The organism is Neptunicella plasticusilytica (assembly GCF_047922965.1).
Classification (GTDB): Bacteria; Pseudomonadota; Gammaproteobacteria; order Enterobacterales; family Alteromonadaceae; genus Neptunicella; species Neptunicella plasticusilytica.
On record NZ_CP150481.1, the window covers coordinates 1,768,640 to 1,795,047 of the forward strand.

The 26,408-nt window shown below is 46.8% G+C and carries 21 protein-coding genes; 10 read left to right on the forward strand and 11 right to left on the reverse strand.

Annotated elements, in window-relative coordinates:
• Positions 1 to 47: 47 nt before the first annotated feature.
• The 6 genes from V1467_RS07730 to V1467_RS07755 are packed head-to-tail and all read right to left on the reverse strand — an operon-like array spanning position 48 to position 6,988.
• A complete protein-coding gene (locus tag V1467_RS07730) occupies positions 48 to 1,745 on the reverse strand; it encodes a BatD family protein (protein ID WP_416308216.1) in 1,698 nt (565 codons plus the stop codon).
• Positions 1,746 to 1,804: 59 nt separating this feature from the next.
• Positions 1,805 to 3,613, reverse strand: coding sequence for a vWA domain-containing protein (locus V1467_RS07735; RefSeq protein WP_416308217.1), 1,809 nt, complete (start codon positions 3,611 to 3,613; stop codon positions 1,805 to 1,807).
• Positions 3,613 to 4,611 carry a vWA domain-containing protein gene (locus tag V1467_RS07740; protein ID WP_416308218.1) on the reverse strand — a complete coding sequence of 333 codons (999 nt, stop codon included), beginning with the start codon at positions 4,609 to 4,611 and terminating at the stop codon, positions 3,613 to 3,615. Before V1467_RS07740 ends, V1467_RS07735 begins: the two co-directional genes overlap by 1 nt.
• On the reverse strand, positions 4,604 to 5,089 hold the full coding sequence (locus V1467_RS07745) for a DUF4381 domain-containing protein (RefSeq protein ID WP_416308219.1): 486 nt from the start codon (positions 5,087 to 5,089) through the stop codon (positions 4,604 to 4,606). Before V1467_RS07745 ends, V1467_RS07740 begins: the two co-directional genes overlap by 8 nt.
• Positions 5,086 to 6,018, reverse strand: a complete 933-nt coding sequence (locus V1467_RS07750) for a DUF58 domain-containing protein (RefSeq protein WP_416308220.1) — start codon at positions 6,016 to 6,018, stop codon at positions 5,086 to 5,088. The genes V1467_RS07745 and V1467_RS07750 overlap by 4 nt, the downstream gene beginning before the upstream one ends.
• 13 nt (positions 6,019 to 6,031) lie before the next feature.
• Positions 6,032 to 6,988 carry an AAA family ATPase gene (locus V1467_RS07755; protein ID WP_416308221.1) on the reverse strand — a complete coding sequence of 319 codons (957 nt, stop codon included), beginning with the start codon at positions 6,986 to 6,988 and terminating at the stop codon, positions 6,032 to 6,034.
• 246 nt (positions 6,989 to 7,234) lie between these two features.
• Between V1467_RS07755 and fadI the strand changes: the two genes are divergently transcribed.
• The 3 genes from fadI to V1467_RS07770 all read left to right on the forward strand — a co-directional run bounded on the left by fadI (position 7,235) and on the right by V1467_RS07770 (position 11,018).
• On the forward strand, positions 7,235 to 8,560 hold the full coding sequence (gene fadI, locus V1467_RS07760) for an acetyl-CoA C-acyltransferase FadI (protein ID WP_416308222.1): 1,326 nt from the start codon (positions 7,235 to 7,237) through the stop codon (positions 8,558 to 8,560).
• A 12-nt stretch (positions 8,561 to 8,572) separates the two neighbouring features.
• A complete protein-coding gene (fadJ, locus tag V1467_RS07765; RefSeq protein ID WP_416308223.1) occupies positions 8,573 to 10,696 on the forward strand; it encodes a fatty acid oxidation complex subunit alpha FadJ in 2,124 nt (707 codons plus the stop codon).
• A gap of 124 nt (positions 10,697 to 10,820) precedes the next feature.
• The gene (locus V1467_RS07770) at positions 10,821 to 11,018 is read left to right on the forward strand and encodes a hypothetical protein (RefSeq protein WP_416308224.1); all 198 of its coding nucleotides are present in this window, start codon (positions 10,821 to 10,823) and stop codon (positions 11,016 to 11,018) included.
• A gap of 73 nt (positions 11,019 to 11,091) precedes the next feature.
• On the opposite strand, the gene V1467_RS07775 is transcribed toward V1467_RS07770, so the two are convergent.
• The 3 genes from V1467_RS07775 to V1467_RS07785 all read right to left on the reverse strand — a co-directional run bounded on the left by V1467_RS07775 (position 11,092) and on the right by V1467_RS07785 (position 19,013).
• On the reverse strand, positions 11,092 to 11,262 hold the full coding sequence (locus V1467_RS07775; RefSeq protein WP_416308225.1) for a hypothetical protein: 171 nt from the start codon (positions 11,260 to 11,262) through the stop codon (positions 11,092 to 11,094).
• Between the two features lie 330 nt (positions 11,263 to 11,592).
• Positions 11,593 to 16,005 (reverse strand): EAL domain-containing protein, encoded by a 4,413-nt coding sequence (locus V1467_RS07780; RefSeq protein ID WP_416308226.1) that lies wholly within the window; start codon positions 16,003 to 16,005, stop codon positions 11,593 to 11,595.
• Between the two features lie 245 nt (positions 16,006 to 16,250).
• Positions 16,251 to 19,013 (reverse strand): insulinase family protein, encoded by a 2,763-nt coding sequence (locus V1467_RS07785; protein ID WP_416308227.1) that lies wholly within the window; start codon positions 19,011 to 19,013, stop codon positions 16,251 to 16,253.
• Between the two features lie 119 nt (positions 19,014 to 19,132).
• On the opposite strand from V1467_RS07785, the gene sixA reads away from it, so the two are divergent.
• A complete protein-coding gene (gene sixA / locus V1467_RS07790) occupies positions 19,133 to 19,606 on the forward strand; it encodes a phosphohistidine phosphatase SixA (RefSeq protein WP_416308228.1) in 474 nt (157 codons plus the stop codon).
• 55 nt (positions 19,607 to 19,661) lie between these two features.
• Entirely contained in the window at positions 19,662 to 19,841 is a 180-nt protein-coding gene (locus V1467_RS07795; protein ID WP_416308229.1) for a hypothetical protein, read from the forward strand.
• Between the two features lie 21 nt (positions 19,842 to 19,862).
• On the opposite strand, the gene V1467_RS07800 is transcribed toward V1467_RS07795, so the two are convergent.
• Together V1467_RS07800 and V1467_RS07805 are read right to left on the reverse strand one after the other, a co-directional pair.
• Positions 19,863 to 21,149, reverse strand: coding sequence for an HlyC/CorC family transporter (locus V1467_RS07800; RefSeq protein WP_416308230.1), 1,287 nt, complete (start codon positions 21,147 to 21,149; stop codon positions 19,863 to 19,865).
• 85 nt (positions 21,150 to 21,234) lie between these two features.
• A complete protein-coding gene (locus tag V1467_RS07805) occupies positions 21,235 to 22,032 on the reverse strand; it encodes a cytochrome C assembly family protein (RefSeq protein ID WP_416308231.1) in 798 nt (265 codons plus the stop codon).
• 193 nt (positions 22,033 to 22,225) lie between these two features.
• On the opposite strand from V1467_RS07805, the gene ffh reads away from it, so the two are divergent.
• The 5 genes from ffh (at position 22,226) to trmD (ending at position 26,394) form a co-directional block, all read left to right on the forward strand.
• Positions 22,226 to 23,626 (forward strand): signal recognition particle protein, encoded by a 1,401-nt coding sequence (gene ffh / locus V1467_RS07810; RefSeq protein WP_416308232.1) that lies wholly within the window; start codon positions 22,226 to 22,228, stop codon positions 23,624 to 23,626.
• Between the two features lie 749 nt (positions 23,627 to 24,375).
• On the forward strand, positions 24,376 to 24,570 hold the full coding sequence (locus tag V1467_RS07815) for a hypothetical protein (protein WP_416308233.1): 195 nt from the start codon (positions 24,376 to 24,378) through the stop codon (positions 24,568 to 24,570).
• 259 nt (positions 24,571 to 24,829) lie between these two features.
• Entirely contained in the window at positions 24,830 to 25,078 is a 249-nt protein-coding gene (rpsP, locus tag V1467_RS07820) for a 30S ribosomal protein S16 (protein WP_416308234.1), read from the forward strand.
• Between the two features lie 21 nt (positions 25,079 to 25,099).
• Entirely contained in the window at positions 25,100 to 25,630 is a 531-nt protein-coding gene (gene rimM / locus V1467_RS07825; protein WP_416308235.1) for a ribosome maturation factor RimM, read from the forward strand.
• The gene (gene trmD / locus V1467_RS07830) at positions 25,630 to 26,394 is read left to right on the forward strand and encodes a tRNA (guanosine(37)-N1)-methyltransferase TrmD (protein WP_416308236.1); all 765 of its coding nucleotides are present in this window, start codon (positions 25,630 to 25,632) and stop codon (positions 26,392 to 26,394) included. The genes rimM and trmD overlap by 1 nt, the downstream gene beginning before the upstream one ends.
• Positions 26,395 to 26,408: the final 14 nt, after the last annotated feature.

Genomic DNA, 26,408 nt, shown 5'->3' on the forward strand with positions numbered 1-26,408 from the left:
GTTTTTTATTTCGCTTCAGCACAGTTTTGTTATGTCCCAGTCAGTTATTATTTGGTCTGGATTGATCTATTCGGATACAAGGGTTCCAGCTTGTACGGATGGTCGCTGACAGGCGATGACTGTTTAGCCAGTTGATTAATAATTTCAAGCAATTTGGAGCCATCCCATTGCGCCGTTTGTTTGGCATATAAACAAGATAGCATGTAACTGATTTGCTGATTAAGACTTTCGTCGGCAATTTGTCGCTGGCTGGCAGCCAATGACTGGTTGGGCTTTTGACAATAATCAGCCAACCAACGAGTTATAACAGGCAGTGCTGCTGCAGGATCATTCGAGGCCAATATCTGGTTAAGCTGCTTATTGGATACTGCGCGCTGATTTTGGTGTACCGAGACTGCCGGTGCATTTTGGGTAATGCGTCGGGTGTACCACCATAAAAATAGGGTCAGCAACCATAGTACTGTCAGAACAGTGCTGCTGATAGACCAGTATATCGGCTGTTGAGGGGCGATTATATTTGACGTCGATTGTGCCGGGATCGGTTCAGATGATGGCTCAAGGGTTTCCACTGGCGTTGTGGTAGCTGGAACGGCTTTTGTTGCCGCACCCGCGGCGACGGAAATAGTACGCGCCGGCAGCCGTGCATACTCGGTTTCACCCGTCACCACATTAAACCAGGGCACACTGACCGCGGGTATTTTAATTTTTCCGTCACTGTTAGGGATAATAGCGATGGTTTCAGTACGTTGGGCAATGAGATTGCCATCTTGCTCGACGGTGGCCGTTTTAGCCTGATCGGGATAGGTTTTGACCTCGTCAGGATACTGGCTGTTAATTTCCGGCAGCTGTTCTTCAACCAGCCCGACAGCGGTCAAACTAATTGTCCGGGTAATGGGCTCGCCTACCTTATATTCGTCTGGTCCAGGTTGCCATTCTTCGGTGAGCTGGACAAAATCACTGGGCAACCAATGATCCGGATAATTATCGGGTACCGGTAACACTTCGATATCGATGGCGGGCCCTACACGACTAACATTCTTGGTGCGTTTAAAAAAGCCGAAGGACTGGTTGCTGTTGCTGTTATCAATGACTTCCCCTTCAAACAGGGGACCATTAATGGTGAACTTGCCGCTTTTTTGCGGAATGATAGCGAAAGTACGTTCAATGATCCGGTAGCGGCGACCATCGACAATGTCCGAATATTCTTTGTCTTTGCCAATCTGGCGGATATCGGCATCGGCGATTTTGGGTGATTCCAGGCTACCACGCTGTAAATCAACCGCCAGATACAATTTTGCCGTATAGCGTATCTGGGTTTGTAAATAGGCTTTGGTGGTGTCGACTTCGGTGGTGACATATAAATCACGGTTCTGGCCCTGATGACTGGCCGATACCGGTATCACCATCAAGTTAATGGGTTGAGTCGTCTTGCCCGCAACCTTGAGAGCAGGAATGGTATAGCGGCCTTGCTTGCGCGGAATAAGCACAGTGTTCCAGCGGGTAATTTTGGTGGTGTTAAAGTTGACCATCTGGGTCTGGCGACTGACCGAGGTGCGACCCACCACAAAATCTTTCATCAGCGGTGACGGATCAAAGGCGCTAACGTCCATATCATCGTCAGCGCTAACTTGCAGGGTGAAAGATTCATCTACCATCACCGGATTTTTATCCACTGTCGCGGTGATTTCCAGCGCCAGCGCGCTATGACAAAATATCAATGAGGATAGAATGAGTGTTCTTAGCATCTTGGGTGAAACTCGCATAGTTCTGATCAAGTGATTCATTAAAGTCGTTAGCGGATACATTACCAGTCATCCTTATTCGGCGGATGGATTTGCCGACGTTTACGTTGCTGATATTCCAGCTGCATTTTGCGTTTGAGCAAATAGGCAGGATCGTCAGGCACCTTGCGCAGCAAATTTTGCATTTTCAGCATTTGTTCTTTTTCTTCTTCGGTCATTTCCATTTGCTGGGCTTGTGCCTGAGATTGTTCAGGCTGTCCTTGCTGGGATTGGCCTTCGGACTGCTGTTCCTGTTGCTGTTTTTCCTGTTCTTCCGATTGTTGTTCCTGCTCGGACTGTTGCTGTTGGTCATTTTGCTGTTGGTCATTTTGCTGTTGTTGCTCGCTGCCATCGCCGGTGGAATTTTCACCGTTTTCATTTTGCTGGTTTTTTTCCTGCTGGGATTGATCATCCTGCTTCTGTTGATCTTGCTGATCCTGTTTTTGCTGCTCTTGCTGTTGTTTCATTTGCTCCAGCAGGGCTTTGTTTTGTTTGGCATCCTCAAAGTCAGGCTGTTTTTCCAGTGCTTGTCGATAGGCTTCAATCGCATCATCAATCTGATTTAACTGAGCCAGAGCGTTGCCCTGATTGTATAACGCCTCGGCGCTATCCAATTGGCTAAAGGCATCCAGTGCAGCTTGGTAATCGCCATTTTTGTAATAGGCGCTGCCTTGCCACATCGGGTTATTAAATTGTTCGGCAGCTTGGGCATATTGTTGGTTATCAAACGCGCGCTGGCCTTGTTGATCCGGTCGTTGCCACATATCATCCCACCAGTTGGCCTGAGCCTGTGGTGTATAGCCAGACAACAAGCTGACCGAAAGTACAGCCATCACTAATCCGCGGCGAAAACCATAAGCAGCCAATGGCAACACCAGTAGCAACAGCCATGGGCCCATTTCACGCCACTGATCACCACTGCTATTATCATCCTGCTGTTTCTCGTCGGTGTCCCGGCTGACTAACGCCTGATTGGTGAGATAATCAATATCGCTATCATCAGGTTGTAAATGGGCAAAGCGACCGCGACCTTTTGAGGCCAAGGCTTCGAGCTGCGAACTGTTCAATTTGGGGATCACGATTGCACCACTACTGTCTTTAAGCAATTGACCGTCACTGGTGGCAATTGGCGCTCCGTCGTTGGTGCCCACGCCTAAAATGGAAACTCGATAGGGACTGTCACCGAAGAAGTCGCTGATTTCCTTGATTTGCTGGTTATCCACCCCGTCGGTGATCCAGAATATTTCTCCTTGAGAAAAACCGGCATTGTCGAGTAAATCTGCAGCGGCCTTCAGCCCTAAATAGGGTTCGCTACCGCGCACTGGCATAATTTCTGGTACCAGGCCGGGGATTAGAGCAGTAAGATTCTGGCCATCGGTACTCAATGGACTAATGGTAAACGCATCCCCGGCATAGGCGATCAGTCCGGTTTCGCCTTCGGCAATTTTCTTCACCAGGTCGATAGCTTTATATTTGGCCCGGGTGAGACGGTCCGGTTTGATGTCGGTGGCGCGCATTGATAATGACATATCCAGCACCACGACTTTACCGGTATTAAGCTGATATACAGGTTGGGGTAGTCGTTCCCAGGTCGGGCCTGCCAAAGCAATAACAGCTAACAGCCAAACCAGCGCCAGCAGCCACCAAAGTGGCCGGGACTGTCCTTTTACCTGTTCGCTGATGATGTGTTGGTACAGGTGCCCGGCTAAAACGCCTTGCCAGCCGGATTTTTGTTTATGTAAAAGCACTAATGCAATCAGCATTAATAACATCGGCACTAGCGCCCATAACCAGTCGGGCCGCAAAAAATGAAATAAGGACATATCCGGCATCAGGAACGCCTCCATCTATGTTTGATAGAGTGAGCCAGTGGCAATATGGCGATGAGCAAACTTAGAACAAGTGCCACGGCTAAAGGATAGAAAAATAACGCCTGCAACGGCCGCATCTGACGACTTTCCCGCGCGATGGGCTCCAATTCGTCCAGAATAGCGTAGATATGCTCCAGATCCTGCGCATCTCGGGCGCGAAAATAACGGCCACCAGTTTGTTCGGCAATATGGCTGAGCATTTTTTCATCCAGTTCCTGTGACGGATTTACCGTGCGGGTGCCAAAGAAGCTTTGCACCTGCATCTGATCGGCACCGACGCCGATGGTATACACGGTAATCTTGTTTGCTTTAGCCAGCTCGGTAGCCTGGGCGGGGGATATATTGCCGGCGGTATTTTGTCCGTCGGTCAGTAACACTAACACCCGGTTGGAATCTTTTTTCTGTTCAAAACGTTTAACCGCCAAACCAACCGCATCACCAATGGCCGTTTGTTCGCCCACCAGCCCAATCACCGATTCTTCCAGCAGTTGGGTGACTGTATTACGATCATAGGTCAGCGGCGCCTGTAAATAGGCGGTATCAGCAAATAAAATAAGCCCCAGACGATCACCAACACGGCGCTGTATAAATTCGCTCAATACATATTTAATCATCATCAGCCGGTCAACCTGACGACCGTTAATCTGCATATCGTCTATTTTCATGCTGCCGGATAAATCTACTGCAACCATTAAATCCCGTCCTTCGGCCGGAATACTCATCGGTTCTCCCAGCCATTGAGGTCGGGCAGCTGCGCCAACCAGACATAACCAGATCAGTGTGGCGAGCAGCAGTTTCCAGTAATTCAATTTGGGTTGACTGGTTTGTGTTTCCAGACTGTCAGTCAGATTGGGTACCCGCAGCGCCACGGATTGTTGCTGCTGACGCGCCGGTAGCCATCTAACCAACAGGGGCAGGGGCAGAACGATAAACACCCAGGGCCAGGCGAATTCAAACATGCGTGACCTCCTGTTTGTTAGGCGGTAATGCGGCCTTGATCCAGCCTTGTACCAAAGTACGGGCTTGTTGATGATCTAACTTTTCGGCGTTGGGATCATATAAAGTGTTTAGTAACATCTGATAACCGGATTCAAACTCATGCTGTTTTCTCGCCGGTAGCTGGCGGCTCAAAAAGGCTAACCAGTCCTGTTGATGCAATCTTGCAATGTTAATCCGTGGAAAATAGCTGAGCGACAGACGCTTGAGCAACGAATTGAGTTGCTGTGGATAATTTTTATCCTGCTGATCTAGCTGGGCCAGTAAGACCATGGCCTCACGTATGGCCTGTTTTTTACGATAGCGTCTGACCAGCCAGCGAGTGGTCAGGGCAATCAGGGTCAACAATACTACTGCCAGCAACCACCAGCCCCAAGCGGGGGGCCAGGCACCGACCTGGGCAGGTAAATGAATGTCTTTTAACTGTTCTAGCGGATTCATGTTCGCATACCAAGCTGTGTTTCTAGTGGTTCAGCAGCGGATAGAGGGATGACCTTGCAACGGCATTGCTTCAATGTATGGATCATCTGTGCAAAATGTTGTTGATGATTATTGGCATACCTTTGTTCTGTATTCCCTTCACCCAGCATAATGGTTTGACTTTCCGTGCCGTTGGTTAATGCCACGGGCTGAGCGACTTTGACTTTAGGTAATTCGTGCTCGAAGGGGTCGCTGATTGGATGGGCAATGACTTCGCAATGTCGGGTCATCCGGCTGATATGCTGTTTTGCAGCCTCATCAAGATTCAAAAAGTCACTTAAAATGAAAATCAGACTGCCCGGTCTGGCTAAACGCCTGACTCGTGCACAAGCTTCAGAAAAACGGTATTGCTGTTGATTGTTGCCTGGTTGATGAAATTCCATCAAACCATGTAAAAAAGACAACACCGCTTTGTGACGGGTATAAGGTTTGAATTCACGGTGCTGGTTGTGGTTGAAAATTAATCCGCCAACTCGATCGCCGCGTTTTTGCGCCGACCAGGCAATCAGCGAGGCAATATGCGCCACTTGTACCGATTTAAACAACAAACGGGTGCCAAAATACATACTCGCTGACATATCGGCAAGAATAAACACCGGCCGTTCCTTTTCTTCCCGATACACTTTGGTGTGGGTTTTGCCTGTTCTTGCCGTTACTCGCCAGTCAATCGCACGGATATCATCACCCTGCTGATAATGACGGGCTTCGTCAAACTCCATGCCTCGACCTTTGGTTTTGGCCAAATAGCTACCGGCCAACTTGGCCTGAATGGTCAGTTTGGGAGACAGATCCAGCAAGCCGGTTTTATTCTGGTAATGGAGTAATTCCTTGATACCCAGACTGACGCCATCACAATGTCGCTCGGATAACCAATTTACAACGTCTTTCATGTGCATTAACCGTTTAAGGTACGGTGACCAGTTGTAATATCTTGTCTAATACCTGATTAGTGGTGACCCCTTCGGCTTCGGCTTCGTAGCTGAGCAACAGACGGTGACGTAACACATTGTGAAATACTGCCTGAATATCGTCTGGACCGACAAAATCACGGCCATTTAACCAGGCATGGGCTCTTGCACATCGATCCAGGGCAATGGTCGCTCTTGGGCTGGCACCAAATTCAATCCAGTTTGCCAACTGAGGGTCATATTGTTCCGGTTGGCGAGTGGCGATAATCAGTTGCACCAGATATTGTTCTAGTGCATCAGCCAGATGAATTTGTAACACTTGTTTACGTGCATCGAACAGATCCTGTTGTCTTAGTTCAACCGGTTTTTCAACAGCCTGGTGGAGTTCTTCGTTACGGGTCAGCTGCAGGATTTTTAGTTCTGTGTCAGCACCGGGGTAGTCAATTTCCAGATGCATCAGAAAGCGGTCCAGCTGTGCTTCCGGCAGAGGGTAGGTGCCTTCCTGTTCAATCGGGTTTTGGGTTGCCATTACCAGAAATAGCTCCGGTAAGGGATAGGTTTTATTGCCAACGGTAATCTGTCGTTCTGCCATGGCTTCGAGCAGGGCCGATTGAACCTTGGCCGGGGCCCGGTTGATTTCATCAGCTAATACTAAATTGTGAAATAGCGGGCCGGACTGAAATACAAAACTGCCATCTTCGGGGCGATAAATATCGGTACCGGTTAAATCTGCCGGTAATAGATCCGGGGTAAACTGGACCCGATGGAAGTCGCCCTCCAGTCCTTGCGCCAGTGCGTTTACTGCGCGTGTTTTAGCCAGGCCGGGAGGGCCTTCAACCAGTAAGTGGCCGTTTGCCAAAAGGGCAATCAAAATGTTGCGGGTGAGGGCGCTTTGACCAATAACCTGAGAGTCCAGGTAACCTTGTAGTTGTCTGAATTGTTCTGCTGCCATGATAGTTACAACGTTTCCTTTTTTGACTAATAATTAAATCGGAAGTACTGACAAGGTAATCTATATAAGGTTCATTACAATAAAAACAATGTTACAGAATTTTTAATCCCGGCTTTTATTGCCACTGCTTATTTTTTCGCACAAGTTAATCTGAGCTCAGCCTGCATTATTGAACTAATATTTGTGTTTTTGTTAACAGACTGTACAATTCCGACTATTACAGGTCAGACCACTATAGGAAATACTATGCCCCGTTCGCAAAAAACGACTACCCAAAATTTGACCACCCGCAATGGCGACCGTATCGCTATCGTCGCCGGGTTGCGTACTCCGTTTGCCAAAATGGCCACCCATTTTCATGGTGTTCCCGCTGTTGATTTGGGCAAAATGGTCGTCAATGAACTGTTGGTCCGTCACAATCTGGACGTCGATCTGGTTGAACAACTGGTGTACGGGCAAGTAGTACAAATGCCGGAAGCCCCCAATATTGCGCGGGAAATTGTGCTGGGTACCGGTATGAACGTGCATACCGACGCCTATAGCGTTTCGCGTGCCTGTGCCACCAGTTTTCAGGCAACGGTCAACATTGCCGAAACCATGATGGCGGGCAATATTCATGTTGGTGTCGCAGGTGGCGCGGATTCCACATCTGTGTCCCCAATTGGTGTATCCAAAAAATTGGCCAGAGCACTGGTGGATTTACAAAAAACCAAAACGTTGGGGCAAAAGTGGTCTGTGCTAAAAAAACTGGGGCTGAAAGATTTGTTACCGGTTCCTCCTGCGGTCGCCGAATATTCCACCGGACTATCGATGGGGCAGACAGCCGAACAGATGGCTAAAACCCATCAAATCAGTCGTCAGGATCAGGATGCACTGGCGCATCGTTCACATACCAATGCTGCAGCAAGCTGGAATGAAGGCAAACTGGCCGGTGAAGTGATGACAGCCTATTCCGAACCCTATAAAGGCGCGCTGGAAAAAGACAATAATGTACGCTTTGATTCCAAACTGGAAAGTTATGCCAAATTGCGTCCGGTATTTGATAAAAAATATGGCACAGTCACGGCAGCCAATGCGACTCCGTTAACTGATGGTGCTTCGGCGGTACTGATGATGACTGAAAGCCGTGCCAAAGAACTGGGTTATAAGCCTTTGGGCTATTTACGCAGCTATGCGTTTGCCGCTATTGATGTTTGGGAAGATATGCTGATGGGACCGTCCTATGCAACTCCTATTGCACTGGAACGCGCCGGAATGCAATTGTCTGATTTGACCCTGATAGAAATGCATGAGGCCTTTGCGGCGCAGACTCTGGCGAATATAAAAATGTTTGCCAGTGACAAGTTTGCCCAGGAAAAACTGGGGCGCAGTAAGGCAACCGGTGAAATCGATATGACTAAGTTCAATGTGATGGGCAGCTCGATTGCCTATGGCCATCCTTTTGCTGCAACCGGCACTCGTATGATCACGCAGATGCTGAATGAATTGAATCGTCGGGGCGGTGGCAGCGGACTATTGACGGCCTGTGCGGCAGGTGGTCTGGGTGCGGCTATGATTGTGGAAACCGAATAAGGAGTGATAACGATGACGAATGAAAATAACAGCGCATTTGATTTACAAGTTCGCGAAGACGGCGTTGCCATTATCACTATGGATGTGCCGGGTGAATCGATGAACACCCTCAAAGCAGAATTTGGTGATCAAATCAGTTTGATACTGGATCAAATCGAGGCTGACAAAAAAATTAAGGGAGTCGTTCTTGCCAGTGGCAAGCCGAATTCTTTTGTGGCAGGAGCGGATATTGGCATGTTGGATGCCTGTACTTCGGCGTCGGATGCGCAAATATTGTCAAGCAATGGTCAGGCAGTGATGCAGCGCATTGAAAATATGCGTATTCCTTTTGTGGCTGCGATCCATGGTCCGGCTCTGGGGGGAGGTCTGGAATTGGCTTTATGTTGTCACTACCGAATATGTAGCGACAGTAACAGCACAGTATTGGGTTTGCCGGAAGTGCAGTTGGGATTGTTGCCGGGCAGCGGCGGCACCCAGCGTCTACCTCGCTTAATCGGTATCCAGTCCGCGATGCAAATGATGCTGACCGGCAAGCAGCTACGCCCCAAGCAAGCTAAAAAAGCCGGGCTGGTGGATGATATGGTGCCTCTTTCAGTACTGCTCGACGTAGCCATTATCTATGCTGGAAAATCTAAACCTTCTTCCCGTCAACCCAAATTGAATCTGGTCAGCAAGTTGCTGGAAAAGACACCTGTTGGCCGCAACATCCTGTTTAGCCAGGCGCGCAAACAGACGCTTGCTAAAACCCGTGGCAATTATCCGGCGCCAGAACGGATTATTGATGTGATTGAGGCTGGCTCGACAAGTTCAGCCAAGGGATATGCGCTGGAAGCCCGGTATTTTGGCGAACTGGTGATGACGCCTGAATCGAAACAGTTACGCAATATTTTCTTTGCCACCACCGAGATGAAAAAAGAAACCGGTGTTGAAGGTGTTGAGCCCAAAAGTGTAAAAAAAGCCGCAGTGTTAGGCGGTGGCTTGATGGGCGGCGGCATCGCTTTTGTCACAGGTAAGGCCAAAATCCCGGTGCGGATTAAAGATATCCGCGCCGATGGAATTGCACATGCAATGAAATACAGCTACGACATTCTTAACAAGCGGGTGAAGCGCAGAATTATGTCCCGCACCGAGATGCAAAAGCAGCTTTCCCTACTGACAGGAAGCACTGATTATCAGGGGTTTGCCAATACCGATATTGTCGTTGAAGCTGTTTTTGAAGACCTGAAACTTAAACAGCAGATGGTTGCAGAGGTGGAACAACATTGCCGTCAGGAGACGATTTTTGCCACCAATACTTCATCTATCCCTATCGGTCAGATTGCCAGTCAAGCGGCAAGGCCTGACTTGGTTATCGGACTACATTACTTTTCACCGGTTGATAAAATGCCCCTCGCCGAGGTGATTGCACACGAAAAAACCTCGGATCAAACCATCTCTACTACAGTGGCATTTGCGCGTAAGCAAGGTAAGACGCCGATTGTGGTTAAAGATGGTGCCGGTTTTTATGTTAACCGTATCCTGGCACCCTATATGAATGAAGCGGCGTGCATTTTACTGGCTGGTGAGCCGATTGAGCATATCGACAAGGCGTTGTTAAACTTCGGCTTTCCGGTCGGGCCGATGAAGTTGCTGGATGAAGTAGGTATCGATGTTGGCTCCAAGATCAGTCCGATCCTGGTGGCTGAACTGGGCGAGCGATTTACCGCGCCGGATGCATTCGACAAATTATTGACGGATGGCCGTAAAGGCAAGAAAAACCAGAAAGGACTGTATGACTACAAGGGCAAGAAGCCGGGTAAAGAAGTCGATCCGTCAGTTTATGAGTTACTCGAAATAAGTCCTAGTCAGAACCTGGGTCACGATCAGATCGCTGAGCGTACGGTATTACTGATGCTGAATGAAGCGGCGATGTGTCTGGATGAAGGCGTAATTCGCAGTGCCCGTGACGGTGATATCGGTGCCATATTCGGTATAGGTTTCCCGCCATTTCTCGGTGGGCCATTCCGTTACATGGACAGTCTGGGAATTGATCATGTGGTGGCCAGATTGGCGCATTATCAAAAATTGGTCGGCGACAAATTTTCGCCTGCTGCGGTTCTACAAAAGATGGCGGCTGAAAAACTTACGTTTTATTAACAACTAGTCAATTTATTCGCACAGATACCGGGCCGTTGCCCGGTATTTTTTTATCTGCCAGATTTGGCTAGCTCAGACGAGCAAAGTAAGATCACTATCCCGTTGTAGTAAGAGTTGTATACTGATGTTGTTAATACTGATTGCAGTATTATTGAGTTCGTTATTTTATTATGTTCAGGCCTTTAAATACGGCTTGAGTGCCAAAAGATGGGCACTTGCCGGTTTGATTGCAGGTCCCATGTTATTACCTATTTTTACTGCCAAGAAACGCATGGCAGTGCGCAAAGCGACAGGTTTTAATTCTATTTTCTTACGCGCATAAAAAAAGAGAGTTACCTCTCTTTTTTGTAATGCTTGTTGTCTAAATCTCATCTGACAACCAATCCCATCAGTAATTAACGACGGATCATGCCACCTGGCTTAAGTGCACGGCGGATCATGCCCCCTGGCTTAAGCGCCTGAGACACTGGAGCGACTTCTTTTTGCTGCTCTTTAGCGCCATCATTTGCTTTATCTGCGACAGGTGAAGTGCTAAGCACCAAGGCGATTGCATAAGCTTTTAACATTTTTTGTTTCCTCAATTATTATTTGATGTGTTATGTCCGAATATTGACGCTATGCAATATTCAAGCTTATATCTGCTTAGATCGTGCCAACTTGTTAAGTTATTGAAATTTAAAATAAAAACGTTATTTTGAGGTGTTTTTGACGGCAGCGCCATGGTCAGTTAAGGATGGGTATTGCCGGCCGGGAATGCTGAGTCAGAAGAATAAACATTAGGTCAAGCCGCACTAGCGAGGGCGGACTGGCATTGTGGCGGAATTATGATGGGATGGTTTAACTTGTAACTTGCTCTGCCAGCCAGTTAAAGATCAGGCGGGTCTGGGCAGAAGCGTTTAAATCTGGTGCTTAATCAGTTTTTTCATTTTATGGCTTTCGGACAGCAACTTACTAAAACGCTCTTTGTTAAGCGGCTTGCTGTACAAGAAGCCCTGGATCATTTCACATTGATAGCGACGCAAAATCGCCAGCTGTTTTTCATCTTCGACACCTTCAGCAACGACAGTAAGCCCAAGGTTGTGGGCAATGGTGATAATGGCAGAGGTCATATGCCGATCAATCTCGCTAGTGACAATATCATCGATAAAAGCTTTATCTATCTTCAGCGTATTCAACGGAAACTTCTTCAGATAGGCGAGGGATGAATAGCCGGTGCCAAAATCATCCAGCGCCAGATGAATACCCATCTCGCGCAAGCGCTGCATTAGCAGCAAGGCTTGCTCCGGATTCTGCATCAAGGTACCTTCGGTGATTTCCAGCTCCAGATGTCTTGCAGACAGGCCGGTTTTCTTTAATATGGCGGCAATACGTTCGTCCAGATCCGGCAGCTCGAATTGTCGGGCTGAAAGATTGATCGCGACCCGGCCGGAAAACATACCGTGATCCACCCAGTATTTGGTATCAGCACAGGCTTTGAGCATGACCCGTTCGCCGATTTCGATAATTTGACCGGTGTCTTCTGCCAGCGGAATAAACTGGTTGGGGCTGATCACGCCTTTTTCCGGGTGTTCAAATCTGACCAGGGCTTCCATGCTGGTTAATTCGCCGGACGCGACATCCACCTTGGGTTGATAGAATACTGAAAACAGGTCTTCTTTCAAACCATGGCGGATCAGTGTTTCAATCTGTAATTGACGCACTGCATTCTGGTTCATTTCACCGCTAAAGAACTGGTATTTGTTCCCTCCGGCATTTTTGGCGAAATACATCGCGGTATCGGAGTTTTTTAATAACTCTTGCGGCGTTTCTCCATCATTGGGGTAAAAAGCGATACCGATACTGCAACCGAGCACAAATTCCTGACGATTCAGGGTAAAAGGTCGGGACATCTCGCTGAGAATATTTTGGGCCAGACGGGTGATCTTGTGCATATCGGTTTCGTTTTCGATCAGCACACTAAACTCATCTCCACCGAGGCGATAACAGGTTTCATTGACCCCGACAAGTTGCTGCAGACGAACTGCGATGTGCTTAATCAACTTGTCACCGGTTTGATGACCAAGTGAGTCATTGATTTTCTTGAAGTTGTCCATGTCCAGACAGATCAGCACATGATCGATGTTCTTACGCACCAGATTCTTCAATGTGGCCTGGAAAAACGAACGGTTAGGCAACTCGGTCAAGGTATCCGAATTAGCCAGTTTGAGCAGTTCTTTTTCGGTATGTTTACGCGCGGTAATATCGGAAAATACCCCAACGAAATGGGATATATGGTTATCTTCATCGTATATCGCATCAATATTTAGTTCGATTTCGTATTTCTCACCGTTGGCACGTACCGATTCAACTTCGCCTAACCAGTTATGTTTATGCAGCAAAGACTGCTTGATTTGAGTGGTAAAGGCGTCAGGATATTGATGGAAGGTCAGGGCGCTGGCTAGTGCCTGGGCTTTGGTTTCACCGGTAATATTGCAATAGGCCTGGTTGACGGAGATAAAGTGGAAATCCTTGTCGGTAATAAATACTCCGTCAGAAATCGTTTCAATAGAACGCTTGAACAAGTGCAGCTGTTCTTCTGCCTGCTTGAGATGATTTATATTTTTAAGGGTTCCGGCCATGCGCAATGGTTGTAAGTCATTCCAGGCAACGACTTTGCCTCGATCCAGTAACCACAGCCACTTGCCGTGAATATCTTTTGCCCTGTAGGTGACTTCATAGTATTCGGTATGCTTACGCAGATGGGCTTTTAGGGCCTTTTGTACCCGTCCAATATCATTTTTATGGATATTACTTTGGGTTTTTATCAGGCATCGCTGATTATCCATCGGAAAATCCAGTGTTCCCCAGGTATTGGAGCGGACTATCTGGTTTTTACCTATATCCCAGTCCCATAATTCGTCACCGCTGCTCCACAAGGTCATTTTCAGCCTTTCTTCGCTTTCGCGCAGGCGAGTCTGTGCGGTGCGTTTGATATGGTATTGGCGAAGCCAGTAAATAAATACCAGAAATACAAAGACACCGTACGCCACCAAGGCATAACGATTCAGCCAGATTGGCGCGTCAATCACGATTTCCAGCTCGCGTGCTTCGGACCAGGGCCCGTCCGGCTCCCTGGATTGCACCCGAAGCCGGTAGGAGCCGAAATCAAGATTGGTAAAGGTCGCCTGACGTATGCGGTTATCCGCGCTGAGCCATTGCTCGGAAAGGCCAAGCATTTGATAACGATATTCGAGTACATCTGGGTTAACCGCATTCACCTGGGCAAACTTGAGTGAGAACGGCGAATCGGAATTTTTCAGGCTAAGCAGACTGGTTTTGAAAATAGGCGCCTTGCTGCGGCTTTTCAGATCGTTGTAGGAGGCAGTCTGATTGAACAGTAAAAAACTGGTAAATAGTGGAGGAGGAGCCACCGTGGGTTTAGTGTTAACTTCCAGATCCGGCGAAATGGCCCAAATACCTTTGGTACCACCAGCCAGCACTAATCCTGTCGAGGTAACTAGCAATGCGCCTTCGTTAATATCATTTTTCTCCAGCATATTCTGCGGTACATGATAATCGACCTTGCCGTTAGCCAGGGATAAGCGCGAAACAGTATTTCTGGTGGTAAACCAAATCGAATCATCATGTCGTTGCATTGACATCACTATATCATTGTTGATTAACGAATTAAGTGCGGTTTCTTTTTCCTGTTTATAAGTCTGTTTATTCAGTTTGATGACTTCATTGCTGGTTGATGACATCCAGAAATACTTGTCACCTTCTACAATCGCGCCAAACTGCGGGTTATCCATTTGCAGAATGATCCGGTTGATGCTGCCGGTATCAATATCTAGCTGGAAAAGACCGGTATCCGAGTTAAGCCATAACTTGTCTTTGCTATCCAGTAACAACGGTGATACCGCCTTGATACTGTCGTCATTAATTGGGTAACTGGTTGACTGGAAGTTAGCGGTATCAATACTGGTAATGGCGCCGCCTGCGCTACCCAGCCAAACCTTGTCTTTGAATAGCTGAATATTGGCAACCAGCGCGCCAGGCAACAAGTGTTTGATAAACTGCAGTTTGTTTTGGGCATATTCATAGACCCAAATGCCCTTATCGGTGGCCAACCAGATATGATCAGCAGGGTCGACGGCAATATCCCATATATTGGCCGAGAAATCGCTCAGCAGGGACGTGAAAGTGCCGGTTTGTGGGTCAAATAAATTAATCCCGCCAGCCTGGGTTGCAACCCATATCTGACCTTGGCTTGATTCTGCAAACGCCCACACCATATCGTTAGACAAGGAAATATCGATATCCTTGAGAGAGCGGTAATGCCTTACTGCGGCCGAGCGGGGATTAAATTTGTGCAACCCGCCGCCGAAAGTACTGACCCAGACTGAACGATTAGAATCGCGGAATATTTTCAGAATATGACTGTTTTTAAGGGAAACCAGTTCCTGCAACTCATTGGTAATAGAAAAGCTGGTCTGATTGTCGTTATTTATAATAGTCAGGCCGTTTTCGGTGCCTAACCAGATCTCTCCCTGATAATCTGTAGCAATGGTACGTACCTTGTCGTAGACCAGTGCCGGTTTGGAGTTGATATTGTAATGATTAACTAATGTGCCTTTTTCATCCAGAACTTGCACGCCGGATTCTGTCGCTAGCCAATATTGGCCATCAATTTTTTTTAAATCATACAGATAGCTGGCGTTGATATGGATATTCCAGGGATTGTCTCCTGCTGCCAGCGAGTAAAGGGTATTGCTGGTGTTGTCCAACAGGTAAATGCCATGGCCGTCACTGCCAAACCAGGTTTTGTCAGAGTCAGGTAAAAGTACGTTGATTTCTTGTGGTAAATCCACGCCCTGGTAATCAACCTTATCAAATTGTTTACTGGTGGTGTTATAGCGGAACAATCCATTGGGGTCGGCAATCAGCAAATCACCATTAATCGCATCCCCCGCAGTCGTGTTACTACCCGCGTTGAGTTTGCTGTTGGTTTTGGTATAGGCGTTAAAATTGTCTGTTTCCGAGTTGTAGCGATACAAACCACTATTGGTGATAACCCAGAGTACCCCGCGAGTGTCTATATGCAGACGTAAAACCAGTTTGTCAGGAATGCCGTTGGGACTGGTTGAATTGGATAGGTAGGATTTGAATTCATAGCCGTCAAAACGACTCAGACCGCCTTCTGTGGCTAACCATAAGAAACCCTGCTGGTCTTCGACAATATCACTGATAATGTTTTGTGCCAGACCGTCGCTGGTAGAGAAACTTTCGAATTGAATATCAGAAATATTAGCGACTGCATGGCTTTGCATAAGCAAAGCGCTAAGCGCTAGCAAACATGATGTTGCATACTGTCTGATTAAATTATTAAAGCGCACTTAACACCTTTCGACAATCTGGGTTGTCGTATTATTATTTTTGACCTTGTCGCTACAACACCTGTAATTACAGGGGAAACCAGCAGCAATGCCCTATTAGCAGCACCAATCTACCGTAAAATGACAGGATTAAAAAGTCAAAATGACCGTTAAGATAGCAAATTGGCTAAATTATTGATTCAGGGGATGTAGTATGCCTGTTTTTTGAACTCACTAATCGATGAAATGGGCTCGCCATGCACAGATAGCAGTTGTTCTTTCTGGCCGGGACAATAAAGGATGAGTTCGCCAAAATTATTTCGTTGTAATAAATTTTGACAAAATTGCTGCATGTTTTCTAATGATAACGCCAGAATATATTCTGCCAGTTTTTGTTGTTGCTCAAATTGCCAATCTTTGTTGGCAATAGCGAGCCACAATCGCTGACTTTTCATCGCCAGATTCTGATCTTTTTCAACCAGTTGCTTGGCCACCGATTTTTTTTGATGTTCCCAGCGCTGGGCAGGGTAGTCTGATAGTGTTTCAACCGAGCGCTGGATAAAATCATGGATGGCGGTTACCAGCGTATTGACTTCTGTATCGGGAGACTGGATGTAAAACGCCATGCCGGGATGCTGGTTAATCGGGAAATAGCCGGTTCCCACCATATAGCCCAATTGTTGCTCGGTGCGTAGCTGGTTGAAAAAAGGTCCGGCCCAGATCTGTTCGGCCAGAATCGTCATTGCGGTATCGGCTACCGATTCTGACGGGGACTGGAAATACACCACAACAGCCGATTCTTCCTCGAAATTGTCGATTTTCAGAACGGAGCAGGGTAACTCGCGCAAATCGACGATATGCCGGCTTACTTCTTCGCATGTGTTAACGCTGCCGAGCAATTTGTCCTGCAAAAAATCTCCATATTGTTGTGCTTGAGAATAGCTCCAGTTGCCATGCATAAAAGACTGGATATGGTAGCAACTGAGCAACTGTTCCCTGATCAGCTCGACTTGCTGCAGAGTCGATTGTTGAATAATGGGAACCGTATCCGCCGGCGAATAGGCATTACGTTGCAGTAGTACCGACAATTTATTGAACAGCCGATTGACCGGCTTATTCAACAAACTGTTTTGGGCGGCCTGTAACTGCTTTTGTTTAATCTGGTTAAAGCGCTGGGCACCCAACTTATGATTAAATATTTTTCTAACTAAGCTGTTAGCCAGCAATAATTGCTTCTCGGCAAATCCGCTGGTGTGCAGGGTGAACCCGCCCTGATGTGGATATAAATGGAAATTTAGACCCGCCAGCTCGGACTGATAGAAACTTTCGTTGAGTTGCTCCTGCAGGGTTGCCACCCAGAGACGTTTTAGTGTGTTGTTACCAATACCACCTTGTGAAAATGGACAGTCAAAAGACAGATAAATATCGCCCTTGGGTAGTTTGAACAGTTCGTCCTGCGCGAACCAGAAATGCATCGCCTTGCTGTCAATCAAATGTTTGGGCAAGGTAAAGTCACTGTCAATCGGCAGCAATGACGTATCATTTGTCACATAGGGGTTTTGTTTAGGTAATTGCAACTTGGGTTGTGTATCAGGAGAGGACCAGGCGCTTAGCCATTCTGTCGGGATCCTGTCTACTTGATAAGGAGTGTTATACCACTTGGCTATTTTATTGGTAACAGCATCTGGATGGATTAACTTTAGGCGCATATTGTGAGGGGTCAACCGGCTTAATACCTGTTGAAAACGTTGCGGATTGTATTCGTGCAGCAGGATATCGCCGGTCAAGACATGCTGTTGTTGATAATGATGTAATTGTGAGGCCAAGTGAGTGGCATAATTAATCGACTTGGTTGGCTCGTGAAAATCCAGTGTCAACTGATTCAGTTGGCGATTTTCAGCAAACCGCCACTCGGGTAATCCCTGTTGCCTGATTTTTTCTATCTGATAAAAAATGACATTGACGATAGCGTCGAGCTGACTAATTCCCTCTGTGGTTAACTGCAGATTGATATTGAAATCTTTAAAATTACTGCCCTGAATACCGCCTCCGGCAGAAAGGTTAGTCGCCCAGTTTTTTTCCTTCAGAAACCAAAGCAAACTGCCTTCACCTTCGTCGCCAAGCAAATAACTGATTATCGTCACTGGCTTGCAGGTAAAATCTTCTGGCACATTGTCCAGCGCGAAAGTCAAAATTAGCCGGCGTGCCGTCTTAACCGGTTTAATTTGAATGAACGTGGCCAAGTCAGTGTCACGATATAATGCAGGTAAATCCTGCTTAACCTGTTTAAGCGCGGCAAATCGGTCGAAATACTGTTGTGCCAGCGCTTGTATATCATCCAGAGAGTCCGGCGCAATCAGGCAAAGTGTCAGCTTTTCACCGCCATAATGTTGCTGATGCAGCGAGGATAATGCATTCACCAACTCCTCATGCGCTAATTGCGTCAAAGTTTGTTTGTTACCGACCGAAAAGCGGCTAAAAGGATGTTGCGGATTACAGGTTTCTTTATGTACCTGATAAAGACGACGCAGATCGTCATTGCGTTTCATTTTGAATTCGGCGTCAATCGATTCTATTTCATTACGAACCCGCAGTGGATCGAATAGTGGCTTGCACAACATGGATGAAAAATGTTGTAAAGCTGTCGAAAAATGCTCAGGGTGCACATCAAAATAGAAACTGGAGTACTCGGTGCCTGTCCAGGCATTGACCTGACCGGCGTGCAGGGATAAAAAGTCACTAAGATGATTACTGTCGGGAAAATCGGCACAACCGAGGAACAACATATGCTCCAGCAAATGGGCTAAACCCTCGCAATTGTCCGGATCATTAAAGTGGCCACATTCAACATTTATGGCTGCGGCACTCTTTTTACATTGCTGATCACTGACTAATAGTACCTTTATACCGTTTTCAAGTATAAAATAACGATAATTGCGGTGATCATATAAGCTTTTTATCAATCTGGTACCTGGCAGTTAAACGTGTGACAATGCAAGCATAACGCAATTTTATAGGTTGCGGATTTTTATCGACATTTTGTTTAAAAAAATGAGTCTTGTGGTATTTCAATAGAGCCAAAATGAATTTATATATTATGCGTCATGGTGACGCAGAGCAATCTTCAGGTAAGGATAGCCTGAGAGCATTAACCGCCAAGGGCCAACAAGAAGCACTCACTGCAGGACAGTGGTTACAGCAATATGATCACAATATCAGTCTTGCATTGGTCAGCCCCTACAAACGAACCCAGCAGACCTTTGCTAAAGTCCACCAGAGTTTGCCATCTGCCCGCCAGTTAACCACTGAAGAGCTGGTGCCCGATGCCACCCCGGCTAATGTACAAGACTTGCTTGACGGTATATTACTTAATGATCCCGGAACGCAATCTGTTTTGTTGGTAAGCCATATGCCATTGGTCTGTTATTTGGTGGATACTTTTACCGGTCAGCATGGACCTTTATTTGCCACCGCTTCTATTATTCATATCGAATACGATAAGGACACCCATATTGGTGAATTGAAGTTTTGCTATCACGTGCCGTCGTTAGCTTAAAAAACTTTCATATTTTGCTGACAGAGTCCGATAACCTTTTCGTGAAGGAGAGGATATGTCGAGTAAAAGCCTGCCAGCCTACTTGCAAGAAGTGCTGGAAAACCATGTAGCACAGTCAGAGTTAACTCATGATGATGAGTTGCAGGATATTTTTGATCGTCTGGCCAAACTGAATGAAAGTGTCGAAAAACTGAAGTCGGTTATTCAGGCTAAGAAAATGGGCAGACCCCATTAATTATTCAGTGTCTGCCAATGATTAAAACTCGTCTTGTGACGGCTTAACGTAGTATTCCGGCATAATGCGCACGGTTTTTACCATATTGTCGGTCATCTCAATAATTTCAATCGGATAACCTGCCAACCTGAAGCTGATGTTGGTTTGTGGAATTTCTTCCAAAAACTCAATAATCAGTCCATTCAAGGTTTTTGGACCCTCGGTGGGGAGTTCCCAACCCATTTCTTTGTTTAAATCGCGAATATTGGCCGAGCCATCGAGTAAAATACTACCGTCCTGCTGGATATGCACATCCTTGCTATGGGAAGCCTGCATATTGGTGGTAAAATCCCCAACTATTTCTTCCAGTATATCTTCCAACGTGACTAACCCCTGGATATCACCGTATTCATCTACCACCAGACCAATACGTTCCTTGGCATTCTGGAATTTAACCATCAGGGTGTTCAATGGCGTGGCTTCAGGGGTAAAGTAGATTTCGCGTACCGCGCGTAACAAGGTTGCCTTGCTAAACTGATCTTTGGATAACAGGCGTAATGCATCACGCACATGCACAAAACCGACAGCATCGTCGATGCTGTCGCGATACAGTAATACTCGGGTATGCTGGGAATGGGTCAATTGTTTCTGGATATCCTTCCAGTCACTATTAATATCAATCGACACAATTTCATTGCGCGGCACCATAATGTCTTCGGCGGTGACTTTTTCCAGTTCAAAGATACTCTTGAGCATTTCCTGGTGCTGTTTGGGGATCATTACCCCGGCTTCATGTACTACGGTACGTAGTTCTTCTTTACTTAAATTATGTCCGTCGCCATCTCTGGGGCTGATGCGAAACAGCGCCAAAATACCGTTAGTAATACCGTTAACCACATATACCAGCGGATACAACACAAATAACAGCGGTAATAAAATAATCGAACTGGGAAAGGAAATTTTTTCCGGATACAGCGCCGCCAAGGTTTTGGGTGTGACCTCGGCAAACACCAGAATGATCAGGGTTAATGCAAAAGTGGCAATCACGATGCCGGTATCACCGTACAAACGCATACCGATAATAGTGGCAATAGCGGAAGCGGCGATATTAACCAAATTATTGCCAATCAGGATCAAACCGATTAGCCGATCTGGCCGTCTGAGTAATTCGTTGACGCGTTTGGCGCCAGCATGATGTTGTTTAACCAAATGCTTAAGGCGATAACGGTTTATCGTCATCATTCCAGTTTCAGAACTTGAGAAAAAAGCAGAAATGAAAATGAGAATGGCCAGAATGATTAACAGGCCGCTGGTGGATATTTCGTCCAACTAAAAAGTCCTATGTAATTAATTTATAAGCGTTTCTGATCTTTAAACAGCCAGAAGGCGATTATAACTCGAAACGCCATTATAGCTAAAACCGACCCAAAATCACTTCTTTGACAAAACGACTGCCAAAATAGGCCAAGGTGAGCAATATAGCCCCGGCGATGGTAGAAGCGACAACCCGCTTTCCTCGCCAGCCATAGCGATGATGACCAATTAATACTGTGACATAAACCAGCCAGGCAATACAGGACAGAACAGTTTTATGCGCCTGATTTTTGGCCAGCATATTATCCAGAAAGAAAAAGCCGCTCAGCAATGACAGTGTCAGTAATATCGTCCCGATCAATAATAGCTTGAATAAAACCGATTCGACTCGCATCAAAGGAGGTAAAGAGGAATGCAGCAAGGATGCCTGTCGATGTTTCAAACGATAATTAATGTAGCTTAATTGCAGTGCATACAAAAACGCGATGGTCAGACAGCCGTAAGCCAATAAGGCAATTGTTACGTGGCTAACCAGAGCCGGTTGCATCTGTAAAAACATAATGTGATGAACAGGGAGTGTCCATTGCAGCAATACGACCAGTGCGCTGAATCCATATACCATTGGCAGCAGCAGTGCGCTGGACAATGAGAAAGACGCCAGTGTCATACTCAGACTGATCAGCCACGCGATAAGGGAAGCCACATTGGTCATGCTCATATCCTGACCGGGTTCGGTCAGAATGGTGGTATTGAGTAAATACAGATGCGCAGTCAGGGCTATTACGGCAAAAACAGCAGCCAGCTTATGTTGTGGCCCTTTCTGGTGAAACAGGCGGGAAGAAATGGACGTCGCCGCAGACACGTACATCAGTATTACCAAAAGATTAAGCCAGAACATCCAAACAAATCCATAAGTTAAATTGCATTGTGTTTATAACCTGCCGCCTATCAATAACGCAAGTATTGCAATACGAACTTATTCGTATTTGTGATAAATGCGAACAAACATTATTGATAACGGGTTAGCTGGTTCTTATATAGGTCAAGATTGGGTATAATCGCTGATAATTATTTGCAGGTAATAGAATCATATGTTTGAGAATCTTTCCGATCGTCTGGGTAAAACCCTAAAAAATATTAGCGGACGGGGTCGTCTTAGCGAAGACAATATTAAAGATACCTTGCGTGAAGTCCGTATGGCGTTGCTGGAAGCCGATGTGGCCTTGCCCGTGGTGCGTGAATTTATCGCCAAGGTTAAAGAAAGAGCCGTGGGTGCAGAAGTCACCAAAGCGCTGAGCCCTGGTCAGGTGTTTATAAAAATCGTCCAGTCCGAACTGGAAGCGGTGATGGGCTCTGCCAACGAATCACTCAATCTGGCGGCCCAACCGCCGGCAGTCGTTTTAATGGCAGGTTTGCAAGGCGCGGGTAAAACCACCAGTGTGGGTAAACTGGCGCGCTTGCTAAAAGAACGTGAAAAGAAAAAAGTCATGGTAGTCAGCGCCGACGTTTATCGTCCGGCCGCGATTAAACAGCTGGAAACTTTGGCCAATGAAGTCGACGTAGAATTTTTTCCCTCAGACCTGAGCCAAAAACCGGTTGCCATAGTGGAAGCGGCGATAGCCCATGCCAAAAAGCAATTCTTCGATGTGTTGTTGGTGGATACTGCCGGTCGATTGCATGTTGATCAGGATATGATGGCCGAAATTCAGGCGCTGCATAAAGCGGTTAACCCGGTGGAAACCCTGTTTGTAGTAGATGCCATGACAGGTCAGGATGCGGCCAACACCGCTAATGCTTTTAACGAAGCCTTACCATTGACCGGCGTGATCCTGACCAAAGCTGATGGCGATGCGCGTGGCGGTGCCGCTTTGTCGGTACGCCAGATTACTGGCAAACCAATTAAATTTATCGGTATGGGCGAGAAAGTTGACGCCCTGGAACCCTTCCATCCGGAGCGTATTGCCAGCCGAATTTTGGGTATGGGAGATGTCCTCAGTCTTATCGAAGAAGTGGAACGTAAAGTCGATAAAGACAAAGCGCAGAAAATGGCCAAAAAAATCCAGAAGGGCAAAGGATTTGACCTGCAGGATTTTAAAGAGCAACTGGAACAGATGCGCAATATGGGCGGCATGATGTCGATGATGGACAAGCTGCCCGGCATGGGCAATATGTCCGCGCAAATCAAGGAAAAGGCCAACGATAAATCCTTTAACCAGATGGAAGCGATTATCAACTCCATGACGCCGGGTGAAAGACAACGGCCGGATATTATTAAAGGCTCGCGCAAACGTCGTATTGCAGCAGGCTCCGGCACCCAGATCCAGGATGTAAACCGCCTGTTGAAACAATTTACCCAAATGCAGAAGATGATGAAAAAAATGACCGGTGGCGGCATGGGTAAAATGATGCAGCGCATGAAAGGGATGAAGGGCATGATGCCACCAGGCGGTGGCGGAATGGGCGGCCCAGGTGGGATGTTTCCTCCCAGATAATTAACCTGTTTATTCTGATTAATAAAGCCAACGTCCTGTTGGCTTTATTGTTTTTTGGCTGCGCCAACGGCATTCATGCTTTTTTCACGCCCCATTCCGGGGACGCGAGCCTATTTGGCAGGACCCAAATAGGCGACAAAATTGTCTGGAACAATTTTGAACGCACTTCAGTGCGGTCCTTGGACGCAAGGCAGGACGCCTGTAGTAAAGGTCCTTTCGCTCTGCTAACTTTTTTAACGCAGATAAATCAACAGGCTAATTCTCAAACCGGCGCGAGGTAGAGTTCCTTCAAAGCACGCGCCTTTGCAAAAAGTCCCTGTTTTACTTCACACATCCATGTGTTTCGTTCTACGAATCAGCTAAAGCTGTTCAAAATCTCTCCAGGAGATTTTGTGCCATTCGAGAGCCTGATGATTGATCTGCTAAAAGTTAGAGTCGCGGGTTAAAACCAAAACCGGTCGCAGGCTCACTGGGAGTCATTGTGTCTATGTTTTTTGACTGCTTAACAGGTCGATGTATTAGCGACTATAACTTTCCCGGTTGGGAAGAGGGCTTGTCGAATGGCCGAACAGGACGTTCGGACAAGGCCGGTTTCTTACATGGATGTTACATCCGGCCATTTCGACATTCAAGCCAACTTCTCAGGCGGAATCAGAAAGTTAGTGGAGCGAGAGGACTTTTGGGTACTTTGCGTCCTTGAAAAGTGCCTAGCTCGCAGGGATGCGAGTTACAAATGTCAGGGATGACAGTTGGCGAAGCCAATAAAAATATTTTTAAAGCTTTTGGTGTGGCTGGCATTTTTTCTGGATTCCGGTTTAAAAGACTACCGGAATGTCATGTTTGAAAACGTTGACGAAGCCAATAAAAAGATCAAGTTGTTGTCCTTCGACTACTCGTTCCTCGCGCTCAGGGCGAACGGTTCAGCTTATGGCAAAGTCCCTTAAAACGCTTGGCGCAGCCAACAAAATAAACGTTTTTTCTTTGCTCTGCCCAGAATGGGCAAAAATATGCTGCCAAGCAGCGAATAATCCCGCTTTTTACCTTGCAAAACCCCCGATAATCAGTAGAATACTGCGGCCTTCGATCTCGGTCGAAGGTATAAGTTAACGTTAGCGCTACGGGTGATTTTGTTCTTCAGAGAGTTCTTCGGAATTCGAAGGCTCATCGGAGCGAAATACCCACAACGAGTTTAGAGGCATAACAATGGTTACTATTCGTTTACAGCGTGGTGGCGCCAAAAAGGCTCCATTTTATCAAGTAGTAGTTGCAGACAGCCGTCGTGCACGCGATGGTCGTTTTATCGAGAAAATCGGTTTCTTTAACCCAACTGCTCAAGGTCAGGAAGAAAGACTACGTCTTGATCTTGATCGCGTAGAACACTGGGTTGGAAATGGCGCAGGCCTTTCCGACCGTGTGAAGCGTTTGGTTAAAGATGCAAAAGCTGCTGCTTAATAACAGCAAAGAGGTGTAGGAGTGAGTAACGCGTCTGATACTCTGGTTGTAGGTCAGTTTGGTGCGCCACATGGTGTGCAGGGCTGGGTTAGAATCACATCCTATACCGATGATTTAACTGGTATTTTTGATTACTCACCGTGGTTTGTAGAACAGGGTGGACAGGTTAAAACTTATCAGGTTGAACAATGGCGTAAGCAAAATAAAGGCGTCGTGGCCAAGATAGTAGGGATCGATAATCGCGATCAGGTGGATTTGTTAAAAAACCTGCCTATTTCGATTAAAGCCGAGCAACTACCTGAACTGGCCGAAGATGAATTTTATTGGCGTGACCTGATTGGTATGCAGGTAATAACCGAACAAGGTTATAACCTGGGTAACGTGAAGGAGTTGTTTGAAACCGGCTCTAACGATGTACTGTTAGTGCAGGCGAATCACAATGATGCTTTTGGTCAAAAAGAAAGAATGATCCCCTATTTACAATCTCAAGTTGTTAAATCGGTGGATCGTGAGGCGAAAACCATACAGGTGGATTGGGATCCATCGTTCTGATGGCGTCAACGCGTTGGTTTGGTTTGGTCAGTTTATTTCCTGAAATGTTTCAGGCGTTTACTGAGCAGGGTGTAACCGGCAGAGCCGTCAAGAATGAATTGTTAAAGGTTGAGTTTTTTAATCCAAGAGACTTTACCCACGACAAGCACCGTACTGTCGATGATCGGCCCTACGGTGGAGGACCCGGCATGCTGATGATGGTTCAGCCATTAACAGACGCAATTCACGCGGCCAAAAAGGCGGCGGGAAGCAAAGCAAAGGTGATTTACCTGTCACCACAGGGAAAAAAACTTGATCAGCAAGGTGTTAAACAGTTGTCTGAAAATGACAATCTGATTTTAGTCGCCGGACGCTATGAAGGCATTGACGAACGAGTCATACAAGCCGAGGTCGACGAAGAATGGTCGATTGGCGATTATGTACTCAGCGGCGGTGAGCTTCCGGCCATGATCCTGATGGATGCAGTAGCGCGATTTGTTCCGGGGGTACTGGGACATGAACAGTCCGCCGAGCAGGACTCATTTAATGATGGCCTGCTGGATTGTCCGCACTATACTCGTCCGGAAGACCTTAATGGTCAGTGGGTTCCTGCGGTGTTATTAAGTGGTAATCATCAAAAAATTAGACAGTGGCGGTTAAAACAGTCGTTAGGCAGAACCTGGCAACGACGCCCTGAATTATTAAATTCTCTGGCTCTGACTGAGGAGCAGCAACAATTGTTGAACGAGTTTCAGCAAGAGTCACTGCAGCAAGATGACAGTTAACCAGAAAGTGAGGA